Annotated in this window: 22 protein-coding genes and 2 tRNA genes; 7 read left to right on the top strand and 17 right to left on the bottom strand. The window is 54.8% G+C overall.

Annotated elements, in window-relative coordinates:
- The first annotated feature begins 19 nt into the window (after positions 1 to 19).
- Positions 20 to 862 carry a M55 family metallopeptidase gene (locus ACZ51B_RS11895; RefSeq protein ID WP_464293547.1) on the top strand — a complete coding sequence of 281 codons (843 nt, stop codon included), beginning with the start codon at positions 20 to 22 and terminating at the stop codon, positions 860 to 862.
- Here ACZ51B_RS11895 and ACZ51B_RS11900 read toward each other — a convergent pair.
- From ACZ51B_RS11900 to ACZ51B_RS11920, 5 genes are read right to left on the bottom strand one after another with little or no spacing between them, the layout of a single operon-like run.
- Positions 845 to 1,741, bottom strand: coding sequence for a phytoene/squalene synthase family protein (locus ACZ51B_RS11900; RefSeq protein WP_464293548.1), 897 nt, complete (start codon positions 1,739 to 1,741; stop codon positions 845 to 847). The genes ACZ51B_RS11895 and ACZ51B_RS11900 overlap by 18 nt on opposite strands.
- 37 nt (positions 1,742 to 1,778) lie before the next feature.
- Entirely contained in the window at positions 1,779 to 2,468 is a 690-nt protein-coding gene (locus ACZ51B_RS11905; protein ID WP_464293549.1) for a lysophospholipid acyltransferase family protein, read from the bottom strand.
- Positions 2,469 to 3,917, bottom strand: coding sequence for a phytoene desaturase family protein (locus ACZ51B_RS11910; RefSeq protein WP_464293550.1), 1,449 nt, complete (start codon positions 3,915 to 3,917; stop codon positions 2,469 to 2,471).
- A gap of 40 nt (positions 3,918 to 3,957) precedes the next feature.
- Entirely contained in the window at positions 3,958 to 4,629 is a 672-nt protein-coding gene (locus ACZ51B_RS11915) for a carotenoid biosynthesis protein (protein ID WP_464293551.1), read from the bottom strand.
- A complete protein-coding gene (locus ACZ51B_RS11920) occupies positions 4,626 to 5,144 on the bottom strand; it encodes a hypothetical protein (RefSeq protein ID WP_464293552.1) in 519 nt (172 codons plus the stop codon). Before ACZ51B_RS11920 ends, ACZ51B_RS11915 begins: the two co-directional genes overlap by 4 nt.
- 54 nt (positions 5,145 to 5,198) lie before the next feature.
- Between ACZ51B_RS11920 and ACZ51B_RS11925 the strand changes: the two genes are divergently transcribed.
- Positions 5,199 to 5,290: transfer RNA gene (locus ACZ51B_RS11925), tRNA-Ser, on the top strand.
- 24 nt (positions 5,291 to 5,314) lie between these two features.
- The gene (locus tag ACZ51B_RS11930; protein ID WP_464293553.1) at positions 5,315 to 6,310 is read left to right on the top strand and encodes a lytic transglycosylase domain-containing protein; all 996 of its coding nucleotides are present in this window, start codon (positions 5,315 to 5,317) and stop codon (positions 6,308 to 6,310) included.
- Here the strand turns inward: ACZ51B_RS11930 and ACZ51B_RS11935 are convergent.
- The 5 genes from ACZ51B_RS11935 to tnpA all read right to left on the bottom strand — a co-directional run bounded on the left by ACZ51B_RS11935 (position 6,307) and on the right by tnpA (position 10,888).
- Positions 6,307 to 6,891 (bottom strand): tetratricopeptide repeat protein, encoded by a 585-nt coding sequence (locus ACZ51B_RS11935; RefSeq protein WP_464293554.1) that lies wholly within the window; start codon positions 6,889 to 6,891, stop codon positions 6,307 to 6,309. The two genes, ACZ51B_RS11930 and ACZ51B_RS11935, sit on opposite strands and share 4 nt — an antisense overlap.
- A gap of 76 nt (positions 6,892 to 6,967) precedes the next feature.
- A complete protein-coding gene (locus ACZ51B_RS11940) occupies positions 6,968 to 8,869 on the bottom strand; it encodes a hypothetical protein (RefSeq protein ID WP_464293555.1) in 1,902 nt (633 codons plus the stop codon).
- A gap of 73 nt (positions 8,870 to 8,942) precedes the next feature.
- Entirely contained in the window at positions 8,943 to 9,293 is a 351-nt protein-coding gene (locus ACZ51B_RS11945) for a 5-carboxymethyl-2-hydroxymuconate Delta-isomerase (protein WP_464293556.1), read from the bottom strand.
- Between the two features lie 341 nt (positions 9,294 to 9,634).
- Positions 9,635 to 10,297: a 3-keto-disaccharide hydrolase gene (locus ACZ51B_RS11950; protein WP_464293557.1), complete on the bottom strand. Its 663-nt coding sequence runs from the start codon at positions 10,295 to 10,297 to the stop codon at positions 9,635 to 9,637.
- A 138-nt stretch (positions 10,298 to 10,435) separates the two neighbouring features.
- A complete protein-coding gene (gene tnpA, locus ACZ51B_RS11955) occupies positions 10,436 to 10,888 on the bottom strand; it encodes an IS200/IS605 family transposase (RefSeq protein ID WP_464293558.1) in 453 nt (150 codons plus the stop codon).
- Between the two features lie 29 nt (positions 10,889 to 10,917).
- Between tnpA and ACZ51B_RS11960 the strand changes: the two genes are divergently transcribed.
- On the top strand, positions 10,918 to 11,082 hold the full coding sequence (locus tag ACZ51B_RS11960) for a hypothetical protein (protein ID WP_464293559.1): 165 nt from the start codon (positions 10,918 to 10,920) through the stop codon (positions 11,080 to 11,082).
- 60 nt (positions 11,083 to 11,142) lie between these two features.
- On the opposite strand, the gene ACZ51B_RS11965 is transcribed toward ACZ51B_RS11960, so the two are convergent.
- Entirely contained in the window at positions 11,143 to 11,406 is a 264-nt protein-coding gene (locus ACZ51B_RS11965; protein ID WP_464293560.1) for a hypothetical protein, read from the bottom strand.
- Between the two features lie 164 nt (positions 11,407 to 11,570).
- Complete coding sequence (locus ACZ51B_RS11970) at positions 11,571 to 11,756, bottom strand: hypothetical protein (RefSeq protein ID WP_464293561.1); 186 nt, start codon at positions 11,754 to 11,756, stop codon at positions 11,571 to 11,573.
- A 593-nt stretch (positions 11,757 to 12,349) separates the two neighbouring features.
- Between ACZ51B_RS11970 and ACZ51B_RS11975 the strand changes: the two genes are divergently transcribed.
- On the top strand, positions 12,350 to 12,724 hold the full coding sequence (locus ACZ51B_RS11975; protein WP_464293562.1) for a transposase: 375 nt from the start codon (positions 12,350 to 12,352) through the stop codon (positions 12,722 to 12,724).
- A gap of 22 nt (positions 12,725 to 12,746) precedes the next feature.
- Here the strand turns inward: ACZ51B_RS11975 and ACZ51B_RS11980 are convergent, their stop codons facing one another.
- Positions 12,747 to 15,461, bottom strand: coding sequence for a beta-galactosidase (locus ACZ51B_RS11980; RefSeq protein ID WP_464293563.1), 2,715 nt, complete (start codon positions 15,459 to 15,461; stop codon positions 12,747 to 12,749).
- Between the two features lie 154 nt (positions 15,462 to 15,615).
- The gene (locus ACZ51B_RS11985) at positions 15,616 to 16,032 is read right to left on the bottom strand and encodes a GlcG/HbpS family heme-binding protein (RefSeq protein WP_464293564.1); all 417 of its coding nucleotides are present in this window, start codon (positions 16,030 to 16,032) and stop codon (positions 15,616 to 15,618) included.
- A gap of 644 nt (positions 16,033 to 16,676) precedes the next feature.
- Between ACZ51B_RS11985 and ACZ51B_RS11990 the strand changes: the two genes are divergently transcribed.
- On the top strand, positions 16,677 to 17,105 hold the full coding sequence (locus tag ACZ51B_RS11990; protein ID WP_464293565.1) for a hypothetical protein: 429 nt from the start codon (positions 16,677 to 16,679) through the stop codon (positions 17,103 to 17,105).
- 96 nt (positions 17,106 to 17,201) lie between these two features.
- On the opposite strand, the gene ACZ51B_RS11995 is transcribed toward ACZ51B_RS11990, so the two are convergent.
- The 3 genes from ACZ51B_RS11995 to ACZ51B_RS12005 form a co-directional block, all read right to left on the bottom strand.
- On the bottom strand, positions 17,202 to 17,516 hold the full coding sequence (locus ACZ51B_RS11995) for a helix-turn-helix domain-containing protein (RefSeq protein WP_464293566.1): 315 nt from the start codon (positions 17,514 to 17,516) through the stop codon (positions 17,202 to 17,204).
- A complete protein-coding gene (locus ACZ51B_RS12000; RefSeq protein ID WP_464293567.1) occupies positions 17,513 to 17,878 on the bottom strand; it encodes a type II toxin-antitoxin system RelE/ParE family toxin in 366 nt (121 codons plus the stop codon). The genes ACZ51B_RS11995 and ACZ51B_RS12000 overlap by 4 nt, the downstream gene beginning before the upstream one ends.
- 178 nt (positions 17,879 to 18,056) lie before the next feature.
- A tRNA-Lys gene (locus tag ACZ51B_RS12005) sits at positions 18,057 to 18,131 on the bottom strand.
- 73 nt (positions 18,132 to 18,204) lie between these two features.
- Here ACZ51B_RS12005 and purM point away from each other — a divergent pair.
- Positions 18,205 to 19,245, top strand: coding sequence for a phosphoribosylformylglycinamidine cyclo-ligase (gene purM / locus ACZ51B_RS12010; RefSeq protein ID WP_464293568.1), 1,041 nt, complete (start codon positions 18,205 to 18,207; stop codon positions 19,243 to 19,245).

A 19,245-nucleotide genomic window follows, 5' to 3' on the forward strand; every position in this document is an offset into this window, starting at 1 on the left:
GTTACGGTAGCCTTGCGGGGTGAAGGTTTACATCTCGGCAGACATCGAAGGCATTACCGGATTGGTGTCGTGGTCTCAGTGCAGTCGTCCCGATGGCAAGTCCTACGACTACCCGTTCGCACGTCGAATGATGACGCACGACGTCAACGCCGCCATCCGGGGAGCACGAGCCGCCGGAGCCACCGAGGTCGTAGTCAAAGACTCTCACGGCAACTCCAAGAACCTTCTGATCGATGAACTCGAACCCGGAACCCAGCTCGTCAGCGGCTACGGCAGCGCCACCGATGGCATGATGGTCGGCATCGACGAAACCTTCGACGCAGCTCTCCTGGTGGGCTACCACGGCATGGCCGGAGCGCACCGCGGAATCATGGAGCACACCATCACCGGCGGAGTCCACCGCATGTGGGTAAACGGAAAACTGTGCGGCGAAATCGGACTCAGCGCAGGTGTAGCAGGCAGACTAGGCGTCCCGCTGGTGATGATCTCTTCCGACCGAGTCGGCTGCGAAGAGGCCTCTGAACTGATCCCCGGCGTCGGTACGGCCATCGTGAAAGAAGGCCTCGGACGGTTCATGGGCAAGATGCTCCACCCAAGCGAGACCGGACCCATGATCGAAGAAGCCGCACGCCTAGCGGTAACCAACCGACAAGCCATCGCCCCCTACCAATGGGACGGCCCCACCACCGTCCGAATCGAGTTCCACAAAGCCGAAGCCGCTGACGCCTGCGTCGAGTATCGAGCCACTAAACGAGTCGACGCCTACACGCTCGTCGCCGAGTTCGACAATTTCGAACTCGCCCACAGCGCTATCTGGAACATGCTCGACGTCGGATCGGCTGGCCTAGACGCGCAGTGGTAGCCCGGCTACCACGCGCGCAGCGACCTGCAACTTCTCCAAACGAGATGTACGCGCTCGGCCAGTAAAGACGTCATACCCGCGCTGCTCAATGCGGTTCAAAATGCGGCTATACAGAATGCTGGCGATCTGGATCGGCTTCTGAGCCTCAGCGGGCAGCAGTCCAATGCCTGCGTTGGCCTCGCGATACAGATCACGAGCGCGCTCGATTTCGAACTGGATCAGTCGGATAAGCCGGTCGCTGATAACCCCTCGGCGGAAGTCTTCTAGCTTCACGTCGAAGGTTCTCAGATCCTCTTGGGGAACATAGATCCGCCCTCGGCCCAGGTCCTCGCCAATGTCCCTCAAGAAATTCGTAAGCTGCATCGCCTCACCCAATGCCCCGGCAGAGGCAAGGACTTCAGGCGTGCAGTCAGCGCCCACGATGTAACACATCATCCTCCCAATCGCAACCGCGCTGCCGCGCATGTACTTCTGCAAGTCAGCATAGGTTTCGTATTGGCCAATGGTCAGATCCATCTCCATGGCGTTCAGGAACTCTAAGGGTTCTTCGTGCGGAATACCGACCTCGGCCACGACATCGCAGAAAGCGCGTAACGCTGGGTGAGTGGGTGTAACACCATCAAATCCATCCAGCAACTGTTGGCGCCATGCCAGAAGAGCGGTGGTTTCATCGCCGGCTGATGCGTTGTCCACCAATTCGTCCGCCACCCTCACAAAGCCATAGAGGGCATGGGTTCGGAGTCGGAGCTTTTGGGGAAAGAGTTGCGATGCAAAGAAGTAGGTGGTGCCGTACTCCTTATGGAGTTGACGACACTGGATATAGTCTTCCTCAGTCGCATAGGGCGTCCGAGTCGGTTCTTCTCCAATTTCCAAAAGCATCACTTTTCACTAATACGTTGTGCAAGTATGCACCGTCTCAGCGTTTAGAATCAGGAAAAAATCGCCGCATGTCCATGCGCTCGTTCACATCAAGTGTGCCCTTGCTCAAAACCTGAAACCGCTCAGGATGAGAACTCAATTTCTCCTTGCATTCATCCACAAGACCTTGCACGGCCAACCGCGTCTCATGACATAGGTTAGCACTGGTTTCGATTCCCGAGCCAATGACTAAATAACACTCGGGCCGCTCGTGCATAGACATCTCATAGTGAATCCCCACCGGATACACCGTGGCACCCGGCACCTGCTTCGCAACCAGCTCCAAACTCCGCCCGAAAGGCAGCAACTCTCCGGGCCGGTGCAGCACTCCCTCTCCAAATACCACAAAGCTACGATTCTGCTGACGCATTCCCCGTATGGTCTTCCGAATCGTCACAGCTCGAGTTCCAGGGTCGCCCACTGGGTAGGGAAGTCCCCCTACCTTTCCAAACAGCGGAAACGCCCCGTACTCCTGAATCCAAAGATAGAACGGGAGTTCCAGCTTTCGCATCAGGTGGTACATCACATAGCCGTCATGCCAGCCAAAGTGGTTCGGGACGAGGATGGCAGGAGCCCTGAGAGGCTCTGCCGGAGGAATCCAGTAAAGGTTCCGAAACCGCTGCCGGACGGCTCGTCGGATCATCTGATCCACCCCCCACCCGAGAACGCCCTGAACCTGCTTCTCCAACTAAGCTCCTTGTTCCTTGATAAGTCTCTGCTCCACCAAGTCAGCGGAAATCAGAACCATCGGCAGACCGTTCCCAGGCACCGTACTCGCACCCACATAGTACAAGTGAGGGTTCGTCTTGCTTCGGTTGGACGGCCGGAAGTAGGCACTTTGGAGAAAGTCGTGGCTCAAACCAAACGCCGCGCCTCGGTCCAAATTCAGATCCTGCTGCCAATCAAGAGGTGACACCGTCTTGATGCCTCTCACATTTTCTCGCCGGAAGCCGACCTCTTTATCTAGCCGCGCAAATACTTTCTCTTTCACATCCAACGCGTCGGCCTCGGTCCAAGGATGCTCCATGTTCGGAACCGGGACTAACACATACAGATTCTCGTGCCCCGCAGGTGCCTTCGGCTCGTCAGATCTGGCAGAGATCGCCGCATAAAACGCTGGGTCCGTCGGAATCTCGTTGCGATGGAAGATCTGATCCAGGTTCTCATTAAAGTCCCCACCAAAGAAAACGTTGTGGTGTAGCAGATCAGGCAGATGCCCCTCATAGTCCATGTACAACATGTAAGCCGAGCACGAGTAGCGCCGATGATCTGCCTTCTTCACCTTGCTCAGCTCCCGCTCCGCATATGGAAGATCCGCGTTCATGATCACCGCGTCTGCGGTCAGCACTTCACCATTTTCCAGCAACACGCGATTCTCCTGTACCTGGCAGACCGGAGCGTTCAACCGGATAGTGACCCCCTTCCGCTCTGCAAGCCGCGCTACGGCCCCACAGACCTCCACAATGCCCCCTTTCGGATACCAGATGCCCTCGCCGTATTCCATATAGGTCAGCACCGCATAAACCCACGGCGCATCAAAAGGCGACATGCCCAAATACATGGTCTGGAACGAGAACAGCATCTGGAGCTTGGGATCCTTCACATAGCTCGCAATACCCTTCGCAAGGTTGCCCAGCATCTTATGCTTAAGCACCAAGGGCAAAGCCCGCCCGCCAAAGAAGTCCATCGGCGAATAGAAGTTCTTTTCAACAAAGTTCGGAATCGAGTCTTTATACAGATCCGCAAGGTCTCCCAACATCTTCGGATAAGCCAAAGAGTCCTCACGCCCGCTCATCGCCTCAATCTGCCGCACCATCTTCGCGACATTGGTGGTGCCCTCAATGCGGTCACCATCCGAATAAAACACGCGGTAGCTCGGATCGCACTGCTCTATCTGGAGGTGATCTTCAAACTTCTCACCGACATCCGCAAAGAGCTTGAAAAACGGATCCAACATCATGAGCAGCGTCGGACCACCATCAAAGCGACACTCGTTCACCTGCTCGGGTCTGTTACGACCTCCAACCGTGCCGGTCTTCTCCAACACAGTCACTTTGTGACCACGATGCGCCAACCTCAGCGCTGTCGCTAACCCGCCGAGCCCGGCACCTACAACAATGAATGACTTCTCGGCCACAAAAGGAGTTTACGCTTCCGAGAGAAAATCGTTTTAGAACCTACAACCGACCAATTAGTTCCAAGCCCAAGATCAGCCCAAGATGACCGCCCAGCACAGCCAACGGCTCCGTTAAACTGACATCCTTGACTCTTCCGCCGCGAAGCAAAACGACAGCCGCAATGGAAGACACCAAGAACCATCCCAGAGCATTCATCCACGGCGCACCACCGGGCAACGGACCAGGCTCTAGCCAAACCCAATATCCAAGTCGCTGCGTCATAACCGGCTCCATCACCAAGTCAATCAGCGTCGCCAACAGGCCAGCCAACAACGGAGACCACCAAGCTTGAACCCGAGACGCCACCACCAACCCAGAAGCCCCCGCCACCAAAAGCCAAGCGATGGGTAACAGCAACGGAAATGGACCCAGCGACCCAAGGGGCACAGTGGGCCACCACTTTGTCGAGTAGCGATAACTCCCAAAAGGCCAACCAGTAGCCAACCCGCAGATCTCACTGGATGCGCCGATAAGAAGCACGAGGGCGAGAGCAGCCCAATTTCTCTTCACGATGCCCCCAAAAGCCGCCCAACAACCCACAAACAGCGTCGCCACACTGGTGATCGGAGCAATCGGACCCGGGTCCAAATGGGTCAAGTGGCTCAGCAAGCTCCCCGCAAGGGAAAACGCAACCAACCCAAGATAGATCTTAAGCGGTGTTCGCTCCGTCAAAAACCGACTCCGTGATGCTGCTTGCTCACGGCTTGCATGGTCTTCAACATCGTATCGAGCGGGTACTTCGCCCTAATCAAAACGTCCACCGCCTGCCCATTCCGGTCAAGGTACTTCAGGCGCAACTCATGCCCCTCCATGAGGCGACTCTCCACAATGTCGAGCAGCGGCACAACCAAATAATCCGTCGCTCCAATCACAGCCGGACACAAAATCAGTTCCGATTTCGTCAGCCGCGCCTGCCACTTTTTTCGAACGCAAACCACGCGAGAACCGTCTTCCTTAAAAGCGATTTGAAGGTTCACGGATTCAAATGTCGTAAAACCTCCACGAATCGCTGGCAGCGGCTCCACCACTCGATGGTGAATCTTTTTCAAAATCGGGACGGCGGCAAGCGCTGTAAGGAAGAAACAGACACTGACCTGAAGGTCATCTCTCAAGAACGGACAGCCAAAAACGAACAAAGCCACCGGGATCCAAGAATTCTTGGGTGATTGCAGTGTGTTTACGCTCATTTTTACTGACCCTCGCGAAGAAACCTTCCGAAATGATATACTACGAAAACATACGGAGAGATGGCTGAGTGGACGAAAGCGCCCGCCTGCTAAGTGGGTAGAGGTCGATAGACTTCTCCAGGGTTCGAATCCCTGTCTCTCCGCCAAATTTTTCGTTTCGGGGAAAAACCATGAAACGCCTAGCAGTCCTCACCACTGCTCTCCTTCTAACCCAGTTCGCAGCATCACAATCGCTGCAGGACTATCTGAAGGTACGTTCCAAAAACCGAATTGTTCAGCCGGTTTCGAACGGTTCTCTGGCAAAGATCACCTCACCCAAAATCGTCGAGATCCAAGGCGTGATCAAAGGTGTCTTCAAATCCAACGACTCCCAGTCGATCATGTTCGATCGCACGGATGGCCAAACCCAGATCATCGACGCTCCCAAGGTGCCCGAGTGGCTCAGCGGCAACGAAGTCCCAGTCCGGCTACTAGTCCGAGTCAGCCGATCAAGCGACACAGATCCTCTCAAATGTGAGTTCGTCGCAGCCGCACCAGACGCCGACATTCGCAAAATAGACGACGCCTACTGGCGCAAAGAAGCCTCCAAGAAAGAAGCCAGCAAAAAGGCTCTCGCCTCGCGAGGTACCTATCTCCGAGGAGCCATCGGACGCACACCCCGCACAACCGAGTGGATACTCCCTGCCAGCGATGTCACCCCCATCTACGCAGCGTTCATCAAAAACCACAACCGGAAACTCAGCCGAGAGAAAGCAACCGAGATCGCCCAAGCCGTTGTCGGCTTCAGCCTTCACTACGGTGTGGATGCCCGCCTGATCATGGCGATCCTCATCGCCGAAAGCGACTTTGACCCCAAGACAACCAGCCACTCGGGCGCGATGGGCCTTGGCCAATTGATGCCAGACCTCGCACGAGACCTCGGCGTCACCAACGCCTACGACACCAACCAGAACCTATACGGCACGGTACGCAGCGTTCGATCTCACTTGCTCACCTATCAGAAGAAGACAGGCGAAAGCTTCCAGTCTTTGGTGCTTGCGCTGGCCGCTTACAACGCCGGACCCGGCGCGGTCAAGAAGTATGGTGGAGTCCCCCCATACCGCGAGACACAAAACTATGTTCGTAAGGTGATTCGCCTTTACAAGCAGTTGAAAGGCGACTCTTAAGACGGTCGCACAAAGTGCGCAACCCGTGAATTCTCTCGTGATAGCCAGCGGCTATCAACCGAGTGCTCACATCCCAATTCAAACCCTCGCGCCGCACACGCCTCTTCCGGGTTGCGTGCATAGTGAGCGCGGAACACAGGATCATCTCGCAGCAGGTTCTTTAACAGGTCCACCTGCCAAGAGCGAAGCTCACTCACTGCAGCCGCTGCACCAGGTGCCGCCGTACCGCGCATGTAAGACGACATCGATTCTCCATATCGACCCAGGCACTGGAGTGCCGCTCCTCGTAGGGCGTGATAACCTGGTTCGTAAGGGTTTACACGCACCAGCTTTTCGATAGTGGTAAGAAGCTCTTGATGCTGACCAGCCTGCCACTGAGCCTTGGCCAATACTTCGAGCGCACCAATATGGGCAGAATCTAAATCCAATACAGCAGTCGTTAGCCGAATGGCATCGTGAAACCGTGAGGTGCGCATCGCCAACTGGGCTTGCATCATCAACGATGCAAGGTTGGGAGACTTGCTCGCTCGGTCTCGTCGATTGTTCTTCTCTTTCGACGTATTTTTTACTACTCGTTCCATGGCAAATTACTCCCCGCGTTAACTGTAGCCAAACAATCTTCCCTCGGCTGATCGTACATTTACGAGAGGTCTCGATTTAAGCGCTCATTTCCGGCAAAAACTGGCTATGTTGCGGGTTCAGAACCGCAACTTTCGCCCGAACCGCGAAAGGCATCCTAGTACGTCCGTCCGGTGTACGTAATCCTATCAAAGAAGCTGATGCAGCCATCTCGTTTGCCCAAGATGTCGCATGAGATTGATCAAAACCTGGCAAGAATACGATGAGATCTTGTATTTCCCTGCGGCAAACAACGCCATTTGCCGGCAGCTTAGCCCTTACCCTTCGCGAGAATTTACGCAACGTATGCTGCATAGCCGCTTTGCCGTAAGTCTCTAGGAGCCGCTCCTGTCGGAGAGGCTCCAAGACAACCAAGGCACCGTTTCGATTCGCGATGGACTCGCTAAACTCTTTCTGATCCAAGATGCCACCGAATTCATGGGTGTCCATCAGGGTTAGTTGACGGCTCAGTTCTGCCGCTGCAATGCGCATCGTTTCCGCCGCGCCAAGGTCAAGGGCGCCATTTCGGAAGGTTGCAGCTGCGACATAGCCAATGGTGGTATCGCCATCCACAAGGGGGACAAGCAGGAAGCTACCCACCCGTGCCGTCAGGGCAGCCTTGCCCGGGCATCGTGAGTCGCTCCTCACATCGAACAAGAACAGCTCGGGGCAGCCAATCTTCTGCCACCCAGAAACGCCTGGCCCCTCTGCAAAACTCATGACTTCGAGGAGTCGGCAGTCGGTTCCTTCCAGAGCAGACGTCTTGATTTCGCCCTGCTCGATCATGCAAACCGACAAATGATCCGCCACAAGCAGCTCCTTCAGCTCTCGTGCAAACCGCTTGTAAACCGTAGGCAGGTCCGAGGAACTCTCACCCAGCGTCGCCAAATCATAAAGCAGTTCCGACTCCCGCAGTCTGCGCTGAGTCTCCTCTCGTTCGGTGCCCTCGACAATCATAGTCGCCATCGCATCCGCAGCATCTTCAGCGCGCTTGTGGGCTGAATCGAGTGCGTGAGGATTATCGTGCAGCAAACACGCGAGCCCGACAATCTTGCCGCGGTAGTTAAACAGCACGTTCGCAAACACACCGTCCACCTGACGCAAAGCCTGGATCGCCTCCTCCGACTGATCTCTCAATCGGATGGGTGCCTGACGAATATCCACATCGAGAGCCGATGAAGACAAGCTGTCAGGTAAGTCGCCATAGGTGCCGCGAACGACCATCGCGTTGTCATACCCTGCCAATGTATAGAGAACTAGTTTTGGACAACCGATAAGCTCACCAAACCGTATCGCCAAATCGGCGTAGTAGGTGTCCACGGGAGCCTTCTTCGATTCACTCAGGGCGACAACGTATCGATCCCGCTGACTCCGACGCTCCAGCTCCGCATAGGCGTCGCGTACGGTGCGATACTTCTCGCGAACATCCAGCAACTCCTCGACTGGATAGGGGGTTGTGGTGCCGTGAACTTCCTGAGTAACGGGTTTGGCAATCGTGGCCACGATTCGGTCGTGACCAAGCAGAAGCCCCACTCCGAGTACCCCGACTGCTTGAACAAGAAGGGCCACGGGAGGCTCCCCTCGATGTTGGAAACTGTAAGTTGCCAGCAGCAGACCTGCAACAATGGGAGCCATGTACAGCGCCTGCGCACCATGTTTGCGCGCAGCCCAGGCACATGGTACTAAGGCTACGAAGCCGAGTTGGGGCAACTGGTCAGCGGAACCGATGACAAGCGCCACCAGCGCCGCATCTGCCACTGCAAAGAAGCCGGAGATCCCAGGGTTTCTTAACCCCTTGTCCTCCAGCCGATTGAGGAAGAATCCGAGCGCGATGGAGGCGGCACTCGCCTTCCAGCAGACTTCAAAATTGAGCTTTCCGAACACACCCGCAAGGAAAATGAGGGCACCCGATATCAAGATTCGTGCGGATAGCTCAATCATTACTTGAGGTTTCGGAAGCTTGAAACCTCATCTTCAGGTGGAGGTTAGAAAAAACCTCACAAAGTAGTTAAGCTTATTTAATGTAGGTGTCGCGGTCCATCTCTCGGAGTTCCAACGTGAGTGAAACTTCCTCGGCTTCCAGAGACATCGCGAACTGCTCGCGGCACACACGCATCATGCCTTCGGCCATCGCCTTCCTCAGTTCGACAGGTCGGCCAGATAAGATGGCCACGGTGACGTGCGCAAACCCAGCCGGAGCACCCTCCCCCATCGCCCAGTTGGAGCGGAGGCTGTGGTAAGCCTTAATGCTCTTCGATGCAACGGTGTCGTAAGTAGCGAGTTCCGCCACAAGCGCTTCCAGAATATCGGGGACGTCCGCGTTTTCTGGAAGATCCGCAGTCGTTTCCAAGTGAATGTGGGGCATACACTAATTCTGCACTTGTTTTGCCCTTTCCAATAGGCTAGGACTGATTGAATTCCGACATAACGATGGTTTCTTCCGTTCTGTCCCGTCAGAAGATGGATTGTTGTGATCCGGATTCTCTGAGAATTTTTGGATTTTTGGTTTTCAAAGGGCTTTGTGAGCTGTTGCCTTGTGTGTGATGTTACGGAACGGGTTTTGGTCGGGTAGGGATTTGGGCTGGGTTTGAACCTGGGGTTTGGGGGTTTGCTGTCTTTGGTTGGGGTGGGGGTGTTGGAAAGGGGAAATGAGTACTTTAATTTGCCGTTTTTTGGGTGTTTTTTCGGGTTTTTAGTGGAAATTCGTTAGCTTTTGATGGGGCGGATTTTGATGTTTCGGAAGGCCACTGATCCGTGGTCGCCTTGGATGCCGATGGTGCCTTTGGTGAGTTTTGCGAACTCTGGGTAGGCGGAGAATTTGCTCTTGGCGACTCTTGCCCAGAAGTCGGGGCTTCCGAGGACGTATTCGTAATACTTCACGTTGTTGATCTTGGTCCAGCACTTCTTGGGGCTGATCAGCAGGTGCATGTGGTTCCATTCGCCTGCGGGCTTGGCGGCGTCTATTTTGGAGTCGTATAGCTCGTAGAGGTAGCCGGTGATCTGCTCGCCTTTCGCTGCGGGGTGGTCGTAGATTTGGACTTCGGGTCCGGAGAACCACATGGCTCCGCCTGTATCGGCGCAGTGGAACATCACGCCGCTGTTCTGGCCCTTGCCGATGTTGAAGTCCAGGGTTAGCTCGAACCAATCGTATTTGTCGTCGGTGACGATGTCGCCAGAGTTTTCGGGGTCTGAGACGATGAGAGCGCCGTCTTTTACTACCCAACCTGGGTGAACGCCTTTCTCTTTGAAGTTGTGCCAGCCGTTGGTGGTCTTGCCGTCGAAGAGCAGTTTCCAGCCTTGCCGGACCTCTTTGGGTGAGAGGGTGTTATCGGTTTGGAGAAGAGCGGCGGCGGCGAGTGTAGCGAGCATGGGTTGATTATGGTCGGGTCAGCGCCAACGGCGCGGAAGCGAGCAGGCCTAGGAGAAGTCCCACCCAGGTCCGAGGGCTGAAGGCACGCCCCATCGACATGCCACCCAATGCCTGGACGATGGCTCCCGAATACCCCATCAATCCCAAACGTACCGTTCATCCCACCCAATCCCAAACTGCGTCAGGATCTCCCGGTACTCCTCCTGAAACGTAACCTTCCGGTGATGCTCCTCTTGCGAGTCGATGTAATGAATCAACCCATCCAAATCCGACGGACCGAGGGAGAACGCTCCGTACCCACGTTGCCACGAAAACCCGGCCAACGAGGGCGATTGCGGCTTCATCCACTTCGACGAAGCCGTCTTGATCTCTTCAATCAGGCTCGACATCGCCCGGGTCCGGCCTAACTGAACGGCCAGGTGGACGTGGTCCGCAACCCCACCGACGCGGTAACAGTGACAATCCGCGTTCCGAACCACCGTCGCAAGATAAGCATGAAGCCGGGGGCGGACCTCCGGGTCTATGAGAGGTGCCTGGTCCTTGGTGCTGAACACGATGTGCGTGAGCAGATAAGCATGTGATTGCGGCATCAGTTCGACCCTCATCGGCCGTCTGACCTATGTGGCGCATTTGCGCGTTCTGGTTGATGGTTGGCGGCGTGGTCGATGGGTCGTGCCTTCAGCCCTTGGGGGTGATTGCGGCTCTTCCTAGGCCTGCGCTACGCTTCAGCCTAGGCTTTTATGAAGTCGCGCCGTTGGCGCTTTTGGACGTCGGTTTGTTTTGATGAGGAAGGGATCGTTTCGTTCCTCTCCAAGTGCTGCATTTGCAGCAACCGCGCCTTGGTTTACAGCTGCGCTTTCTTAGGCGTGCGCTTCCGTCCGACTTGGGCTTGGATGAGGTCACGACGGTTAGCGCTTTGGGACGTGGGTTGAGAGTTTGGCGGTTTTTGGTAGAGTTTGCGCGTCCGGACTGTTGGTATGGCGGTATGTTGGGCATCTCGGAGGGGTTGGGTTTTGTTGAGGGTTGGTGGCTTCTGGCACCCTTTCGGGGTGCGGTTCTTGGTTGGAGCTATCGGTGGGTCTTCGACGCCACCGCTACTTTCTGGCATCCCGTTTGGGATGCTTCGGAGGGGATGGGGAGCGTGCTTTCAGCACTTTGGGTTGGTGGTGGTTTGGTTTCCAGGACTGCGTCCTTCGCTCGAACGGAGCGCCCCATTCGGGGCTGGGGTTGGGTTGAGGAAGGGACGGTTAGGTTTTTGCGTATGTCGGGCTTTCAGCCCTCGTTGTTGTTGTGGCTTTCCCAGGGCTTGCGCCGTTGGGCTGTTGGTATGACGGGCCGTTGGACCTCTCGGCGGGGTTGGGTTTTGTTGAGGGTTGGTGGCTTCTGGCACCCTTTCGGGGTGCGGTTCTTGGTTGGAGCTATCGGTGGGTCTTCGACGCCACCGCTACTTTCTGGCATCCCGTTTGGGATGCTTGGGAGGGGATGGGGAGCATGCTTACAGCACTTGGGGTTTGTGGTGGTTTGAGTACCAGGACTGCGTCCTTCGCTCGTACGGAGCGCCCCATTCGGGGCTAGGGAATTTTAGCGGAAGGGACTGTCAGGGTGTTTGGGTATGCCGGGTTTTCAGCCCTCGTTTCTTTCTTGGGGCGCTCCTAGGGTTTTCGTAGGTGGGTTGATTTATGCTGGTCCTACAGACCTTTCGGAATCAGCGTTCTGTGGCTCTGATGAACTCGGGGGAATTGGGGGCTGTCCTGGGGTCTTCGACGCCCTTCGGGGTCGTGGGGCTTCTTTTCGTCAGCTGTTTTGCGTTGTTGCTTACCGTGAATTCGGCGGACTCTCCTATACGAAGCCTTTCCTTACTCCCGGAGAAAAATAGAGGGACTCGGAGCGAGGGTTGCTCGTTGTCGATAGGCAACCGGACTCTCCTACGCCATCCTTTCTTCTCGAGGACGAAAGGAAAGGGGCTGGAGGCGTTGTTAGCGTCCCATTAAGTGGTGTATGGGTTGCCATACCGTCCAGTTTCTTTGATGAGAAGACAACGGATAACGGATATGGCAAATAAGAATATATCTCTTCATGTAGGCGCGCAGGTCAAGGACTTTCTCCTTGAGTTGCTGGGTGAGGCTCTTTCTGAGGTGATGGAACTCGAAGTTCAGGCATTGACAGGCGCAAAGCACGGTGAACGTTGTGAGGACCGCAGGAACTCACGCAATGGCTACCGCGAACGTTCGTACGACTCTCGGACGGGTGAGTTGGCTCTTCGTATTCCCAAGCTTCGTCACGGCAGCTATTTTGCGTTGTTGCTTACCGTGAATTCGGCGGACTCTCCTATACCATCCTTTCTTCTCGAGGACGAAAGGAAAGGGGCTGGAGGCGTTAGTTGTCCACCCTCACGCTGCCCTACTCCCGCACGGATGCGGGAGTAGGGTTCTGACGTAGGTGGGTTTTTTACTTTCGGATTTCGCCTTGGCCTGGGTAGGTGGAGATTTCTACTCCGGCTAGGACGGCTCCTCGGTCGGTGGGGCGGAGGCAGAAGGTTAGGACGTTCTTTTTGCCTGGGCCGAACTTGAGGAAGTTCTCCGGGAGGAAGAACTCTCTCTGGGGGCCGGCTTGCCAGTAGCGGCCAACTGGGTGGCCGTTTAGGTAGACGAATCCGTTGCCTGAGGCTTGGATGAGTGCTCTCCAGGGGTACCAGGTGCCTTGGGTTGGCGTGGGGAGTTCGAACTCTGTTCGGTACCACTTGGCCAAGGTTTCTGCCGTTCCTTTAGGAGAATCGGAGCCTTTTCTTGGGAGAGGAGACGTTGCGGTGAGCATGGTCTCTTTCCAGGCGTTTAGGCCGCCTTTGTCTTGCCACCAGCCTTGTCGGACTCCGTCGAGGGAGGTGCAGACTTCCCACTTCAGAGAATCTGTGGCGGATGCGAGTTTCTCGATGCGGACGGGCTTGTTGAGGCCGCCGCCGCCATCGGTGTTTGTGACGATCACCGATACGATGTTCTTGCCTACTTTCAGCGCTTTGGTGGCGTCGACGATGCAGGGTGTTCTCCAGTCGTTCCAGGTAGCCAGCTTCTGTCCGTTGACGTAGATGACGCCTTTGTCGTCAATCGATTCGAAGATCAGATTGGCGAGGTGTGAGTCGACGTCATCTTGTGTGAGCTCCAGCTCGGTGGTGAACACGGCGGTTGCTTTGCGGTCGTCGAGGAGTTTGGCGTTGCCTTCTCGTTCGGTTGCGGAGATCTTGGCGGTGAGCCAATCGGCGCGGTCTACATCCTCGCCCACAAGTTTGGAGCCTTCTTCTGCGCTTGGGACTTCTTTGATTTTCCAGTCGACGAGGTTGCGCTCGACCGAGCTTCCGATGCCGAAGGAGCCGGATCGTAGGAAGTTGAGGCGGTCGATATTGGGTCCGAAGTTTTCGGTTCCTCGGTCCTCATGGAGCACCACGATCTCGTTTTTGCCTGCTTTGAGGAGTCCCTTGAGGGGGAAGCTCAGCTTGGTGGCGCCGTCGACGCTGGGTGTGACGACCGTTCCGTTGATTCTTGCAACTGCGGAGTCGGTGTGATTGAGGACCAAGTTGAGTTGGCCGATCTTTTCCACTTCTTGCGCGGTTAGCTCTGGGTGGGTTCGGTAGAGGGTGAATGGGGACTCCATTACGCCCAGGTCCACAAGGTTTTGGTCGACGTTTCGTGGGAACCACTTGCCGCCTTTCGCTGGCTCATCGCGGACCCATGCTTTGGTGATGGGGGCGACGGTTGGTTCGGTTGTTGGTCTTGCGATCGGGGCCGGAGTTTTCGGATACCATTCGCCGACTTGGCTGGTGGCCGGAACGACGAGCACTTTGTATTCGAAGGGCTTGAGATCGACCTGTGCGGTGACTGTCTTTCCAGATGCGGAGAGCGTGATGCTCTCTGATCGTGCGTCGGTTTCGCTTGGATTGAAGACGAAGAAGTAGATGGTGCCACCGTTGCCTACTCGACCACCGACTCGGAGGCCCCGGAGGTCCTGCTCTGATTTGACTTCGACTTTTTCAGATCTTGCGAGGGATACGCCGTATTCCTTTAGGAAGGCTCCGATGCTTCGAACGGAATCGTATCGAGCGCCTACTCCGCCCCATTCTCGGATGGGTGCGTTGTAGTCGTAGGTGGACAGGAGGGTTCTTGCTGCGTAGTCGTCTAGGTGTGAGCCACCGAACAGCATGTAGTAGTTGAGGATGGTGCCGCCCTGGAGGATGCTTTCTAGGGTGATCGCTTGGATCTGCTTCTCATCGAGGCCTGGCTGATCTTCGCTGAGTTGTCCGCCGATGAGGCCGAACCAACCGCCTTGGAGCTCTGGGACCATGACTGGTGCGTTCGTCTGGTTCTTGCGAAGGGAGGCTAGCGAGTCGGTGACGGATTTGACGTCGTGTTGGACGTAGAGGTTTGAGCCGTCGAAGACGTCGCTTAGTTCTGGGCTGACTCGCTTGCGGACGGGTGCTGTCCAGCAGGTGAATAGGGGGACATCGATGCCGCCAGCTCGCGCGTAGGTCTTAAGGGCTTTGAGCTGGCCGACCATGACCGAGTAGGGGAGGCCGAGGTAGTCGTACTCGTTCTCCAATTGGAACATGATCGTGCCGGGCTTTCCTTTTGGCTTGTGCGTGATCTGTTCTTTGGCGATGATGGGGCAGACCGCATCCATGTAGTGCTTGGTCCAGGCCAGGTAGGTTTTGTCGTCGGTGCGGAGCCAGTTTCCTTTGATGCCTGCTGGTCGTTTGTTGAGCAACCATTTGGGGAAGCCGCCGGTGCTCCACTCCGCGCAGATGTATGGACCGGGTCGGATGATGGTGTAGAAGCCGAACTCCTCGTGTGCCATCTTGAGCCAATCTTTGAAATCGGTGAGGTCCATTTTGCTGTAGTCGGTGAGACTTTTTGGCTCGGTCTTTTCGTGCCAGTTCCACGCGATGTAGGTCTCGACCGTGTTGAAGCCTGCCTCTTTGATCTTTTTGAAGCGGTCTCTCCAAAGAGGTTTGGGGCATCGGAAGTAGTGGAATCCACCGCTGTAGATGAAGGTGTCTTTGCCATCAATCATCAGACAGTGGCCGTCGTACTTCACGCGGTCTTGGCTTTGGATGGGCGGCTGGGTGTGAGTGCCTAATGCCATCGCAGCTAGCAAAGCAACTTGGGTAGTAATCATGGCTGAAGCCCGATTATCGCCCATTGGCTACTTGCTAAAACACAGCTAAATGGATGGAATTTCTTGAATTTCAGGTCAGTCACGTTAGAAACGCGACTGACCTTGGTGGGTGCTTGTACGAACCACCAATACCTGTCTTGGATTCGTCAACAGATCAATGAATGGCTTTGATGCCAGCGAACGCGACTTGGGCGTCTTCGAAGGACTGGTGTCCGGATACGCCGATGGCACCGATGATCTTGCCGTCGACGATGATAGGTACTCCGCCTTCCATGGTGCAGACGTTGTCGATCGATAGAAGTCGAAGGCCCGCGCCTCCGCCAGCGACGGCGTCTTGCATCACTTTGGTTTCGCGACGGAACTTGAGGGCTGTTTCGGCTTTGGCTTGCGCGATGGCTACGCTGCCGAGCTGGGACTGGTCCATTCGGTGGAGCATGAGCAGGTGGGCGGTGGTGTCGACGATGGCGATCACCATGGACCAGTCGTTTGCAGCAGCCTCAGCCTCTGCGGCAGCCATGATCTTTTTGGCGTCTTCTAGGGAGATGGGGGAACCGTAGTCGGGTAGTCGCACAGTTGTTAGTATGGTTGCTGGACCTGGGGTGGAGGTAATTAAGAATGAAAGATGTCGCAAGACGCGCTGTTTGCTCGTTAATATGGATGGTCGCTGTAGAGGCTGTTTAGGACTGATTCAGTGGATAAGTATAGAATTGCGCATTAGATATGTACAAATGCTATATCGAAATCAAGGCTGCTCCGTTCCCAACGACAAAAGGACGTAGATATGTCGCGAGGGTTTTGGATGCTGGCCGTTCCCATATAATGCCTGGAACCCAGACTCAATGGGGTGACACAAAGGCGGAAGCCCAAAAGAAAGCAGAGATTGAAATTCGAAGTCTAAACGAAAGGAGAAAAGAACTCGAATTCCATCGTGATAACGCTTCGGACAAGACGCTATCTTATTTGCACCCGAATGCACGAAGAGTGTGTTGTGAATCTGTGGAAGCGAGGAAAAGATTCATATCGTCTGTAAAGAGGAAAGCTGTTGAGAGAACACCGGAACAACAGTTCCATCAATTGCATAATGCAATAAGAGGTCTTGAAGATGTCTTCAATCAATACCGAGAGGGGCAAACCCACCTAGAATCAATGCTCCTCTCGTCAATTGGCGCGTTGGTCCTGTTCAACGAGACCGGTCCCGTAGGTAATCGCAATCCATTGTTGTTTCGCTTAGCTGCCTACTTGGATGTTCCGCTAGCAGTTTATGCCGATAGTCCTGCGGAGGGAGGCGTTTTTTTGGACCAGACTCTCAACAATGTAGCCATGCACGCGATCACCTTCCCTATCTCATTACCGCGAAACTCTGTTTCGGCTAAGTTGACTGATTTATACGGAGCGATGCAGTTGAAATGTTTAGAGGACAACTTTGATGGGCGGCGAGATAGGCTATCGATCCTAAAGATACTACTGAAATTGCGAGACCAAAATGCTTCTCACTATGACCAGTCAGTCGACGATACCGTAGAGTTGTTGGAGAACACTGGCTTCTTTGGGCAGAACCTCATACAGTCATTCACTCTCAACTTCACGCCAGTAGTCATTGCACTTGGTGGCTTCGTTGTACAGCAAGATCGGAAGCTATCTTAATGCTGAGATTTGAGAAAATAATCGAATCGAAAAATCCAGCCTAAGTTCATTTGGCAGGTGAGAATGAACTCAGATAGTTGACCTGCCTCAATTTGGCTATTTTATGTAGTCCAGGCCGTGAATTTTTGCAAGTGTTAGCAGCTTACTGGCGGGACCGTCTGGAGTACGGAGACCTTGCTCCCAACTAGAAACGGTCCTAACGCTTACTCCTAGGTATCTAGCGAACACTGCTTGACTTGCGTGGTCGGCAGTCCGTATTGCAATGATGTCTTCCTTGCCAAGTGGAGCAATCTCCGTCAGGCAAGACTCATCGAAGGAGCGCATTGTCGTGTTGTCAATGACTCCGCTTGCATAAAGGTCCTGTGCAATACCGTGAGCCGACCTCATCGCTCTTGATTTGTACTCTCTCATAGTTCAATCAACGCTCCGTTTTCTTTCAATGTCTCCAACTGAGTTTCGGTCAGGTTCAACAGGTAACCAGCGATTTCTTTGTACACCGTAAGCTCATCAGCGCTAAGGTTGTCCTTCTCGTTCTTGGCAAAGCAATGAAGGTAAAAGGACCGCTCGCCTTTACGGAATGCAAGAATCAATCGATAGCCGCTTGACTTTCCAAAACCCTGTCTCGCAACTCGGATCTTTATCAATTCTCCACCGAGATGCGCTGCGATCATGCCCGCTTCTGCGTCGAGAACAGCGCTCCTCAAGGCTGTATCGGAGATGCCAAGTTTCTTTATTGACTTGGAAAACTCCCGAGCCTTGAACGCTCTGCTCATTACTTAACTATACCACCTTGTCGTATAGTTTCCAAAAGGATCTACTCAAATGGGCGTAAAGACCCTTGCAGTCTGTTGCGATTTCGCTTGAAAAAACGGAGTCCCTGAAGAATATTCGCGTGAGTCCCAACTGGGACAACAGAAAATCTGGCGAATCAACTGGGAGAAGATGTGTAAGTGGTGGGCTCGGAGGGATTCGAACCCTCGACCAACGGCTTAAAAGGCCGCTGCTCTACCGCTGAGCTACAAGCCCTCACACGGAAAGATCATGATACCCAAGTGAATGCTCACCCTTCCAGTGGTATCGACGCGGTACGCTTGAGATTATGTCCGACGCACAACTCACTTACCGATCTGCCGGAGTCGACATCGACGAAGCACAACGCGCCTTGCGCGCAGTGGTGGGCGATATCAAATCCACTTATAACGAAGGAGTTGTCGCGGGAGTTGGCGGGTTTGGTGGTCTTTTCAGGCCCTCGTTTGGAGACATGAAGTCTCCGCTTCTCGTGAGTTCGATTGACGGCGTGGGAACCAAGACCAAGATTGCCGCGATGGTTGGGCAGTATGGTGGGCTTGGTAAAGACATCGTGAACCACTGCGTGAATGACATTCTGTGTCAGGGCGCACGGCCTTTGTTCTTCTTGGACTACTACGGTTGCTCACGGCTTCAGGGTTTGATGTTCGAGGAAGTCGTTCGCGGAATGGCTGAGGCCTGCCGCGAGGTGGGAGCTGCTTTGATTGGCGGCGAGACCGCTGAGATGCCTGGCGTTTACGCTGATGAAGAGATCGACATTGTTGGCGCGATCATAGGCATGGTGGACCAGGAGCGAAAGCTGCCTCGTGGCAAGGTTCAGGCGGGAGATGCGGTCATTGGTATCTCCAGCAATGGATTGCACACCAACGGCTACTCGCTTGCTCGGCGCGCTCTGCTTGAGGTTGGCGGGATGTCGGTTCGGGACAACGTTCCGGGTCTGAACACTACGATTGGCGAAGAGCTGCTGCGGCCTCACAAGTGCTACTTCAACAGCGTGTATCCGATTCTGCAAGAGATTGAGAATGTCTATGCGGTGGCGCATATCACGGGTGGTGGCATCTACGACAATTTGCCGCGCGTGATGCCTTCGGATGTGAAGGTGGTCATTGAGAAGCGATCTTGGACTCCGCTGCCTATCTTCCAACTGATCCAGCAGGCTGGAAAGATCCCCGATGTGGAGATGTACCGAGCGTTCAACATGGGCATCGGCATGATTTTGTTGGCGGATCGAAGTGTTGCTCCTGCGATTGTTCAGCGGTTGACGGAAGCGGGCGAGTCTGCGGCGGTCATCGGCGAAGTGCAGGACGGTTCTCACGACGTTCAGATCCTTTAA

The organism is Fimbriimonas sp. LA-C6 (assembly GCF_055398105.1).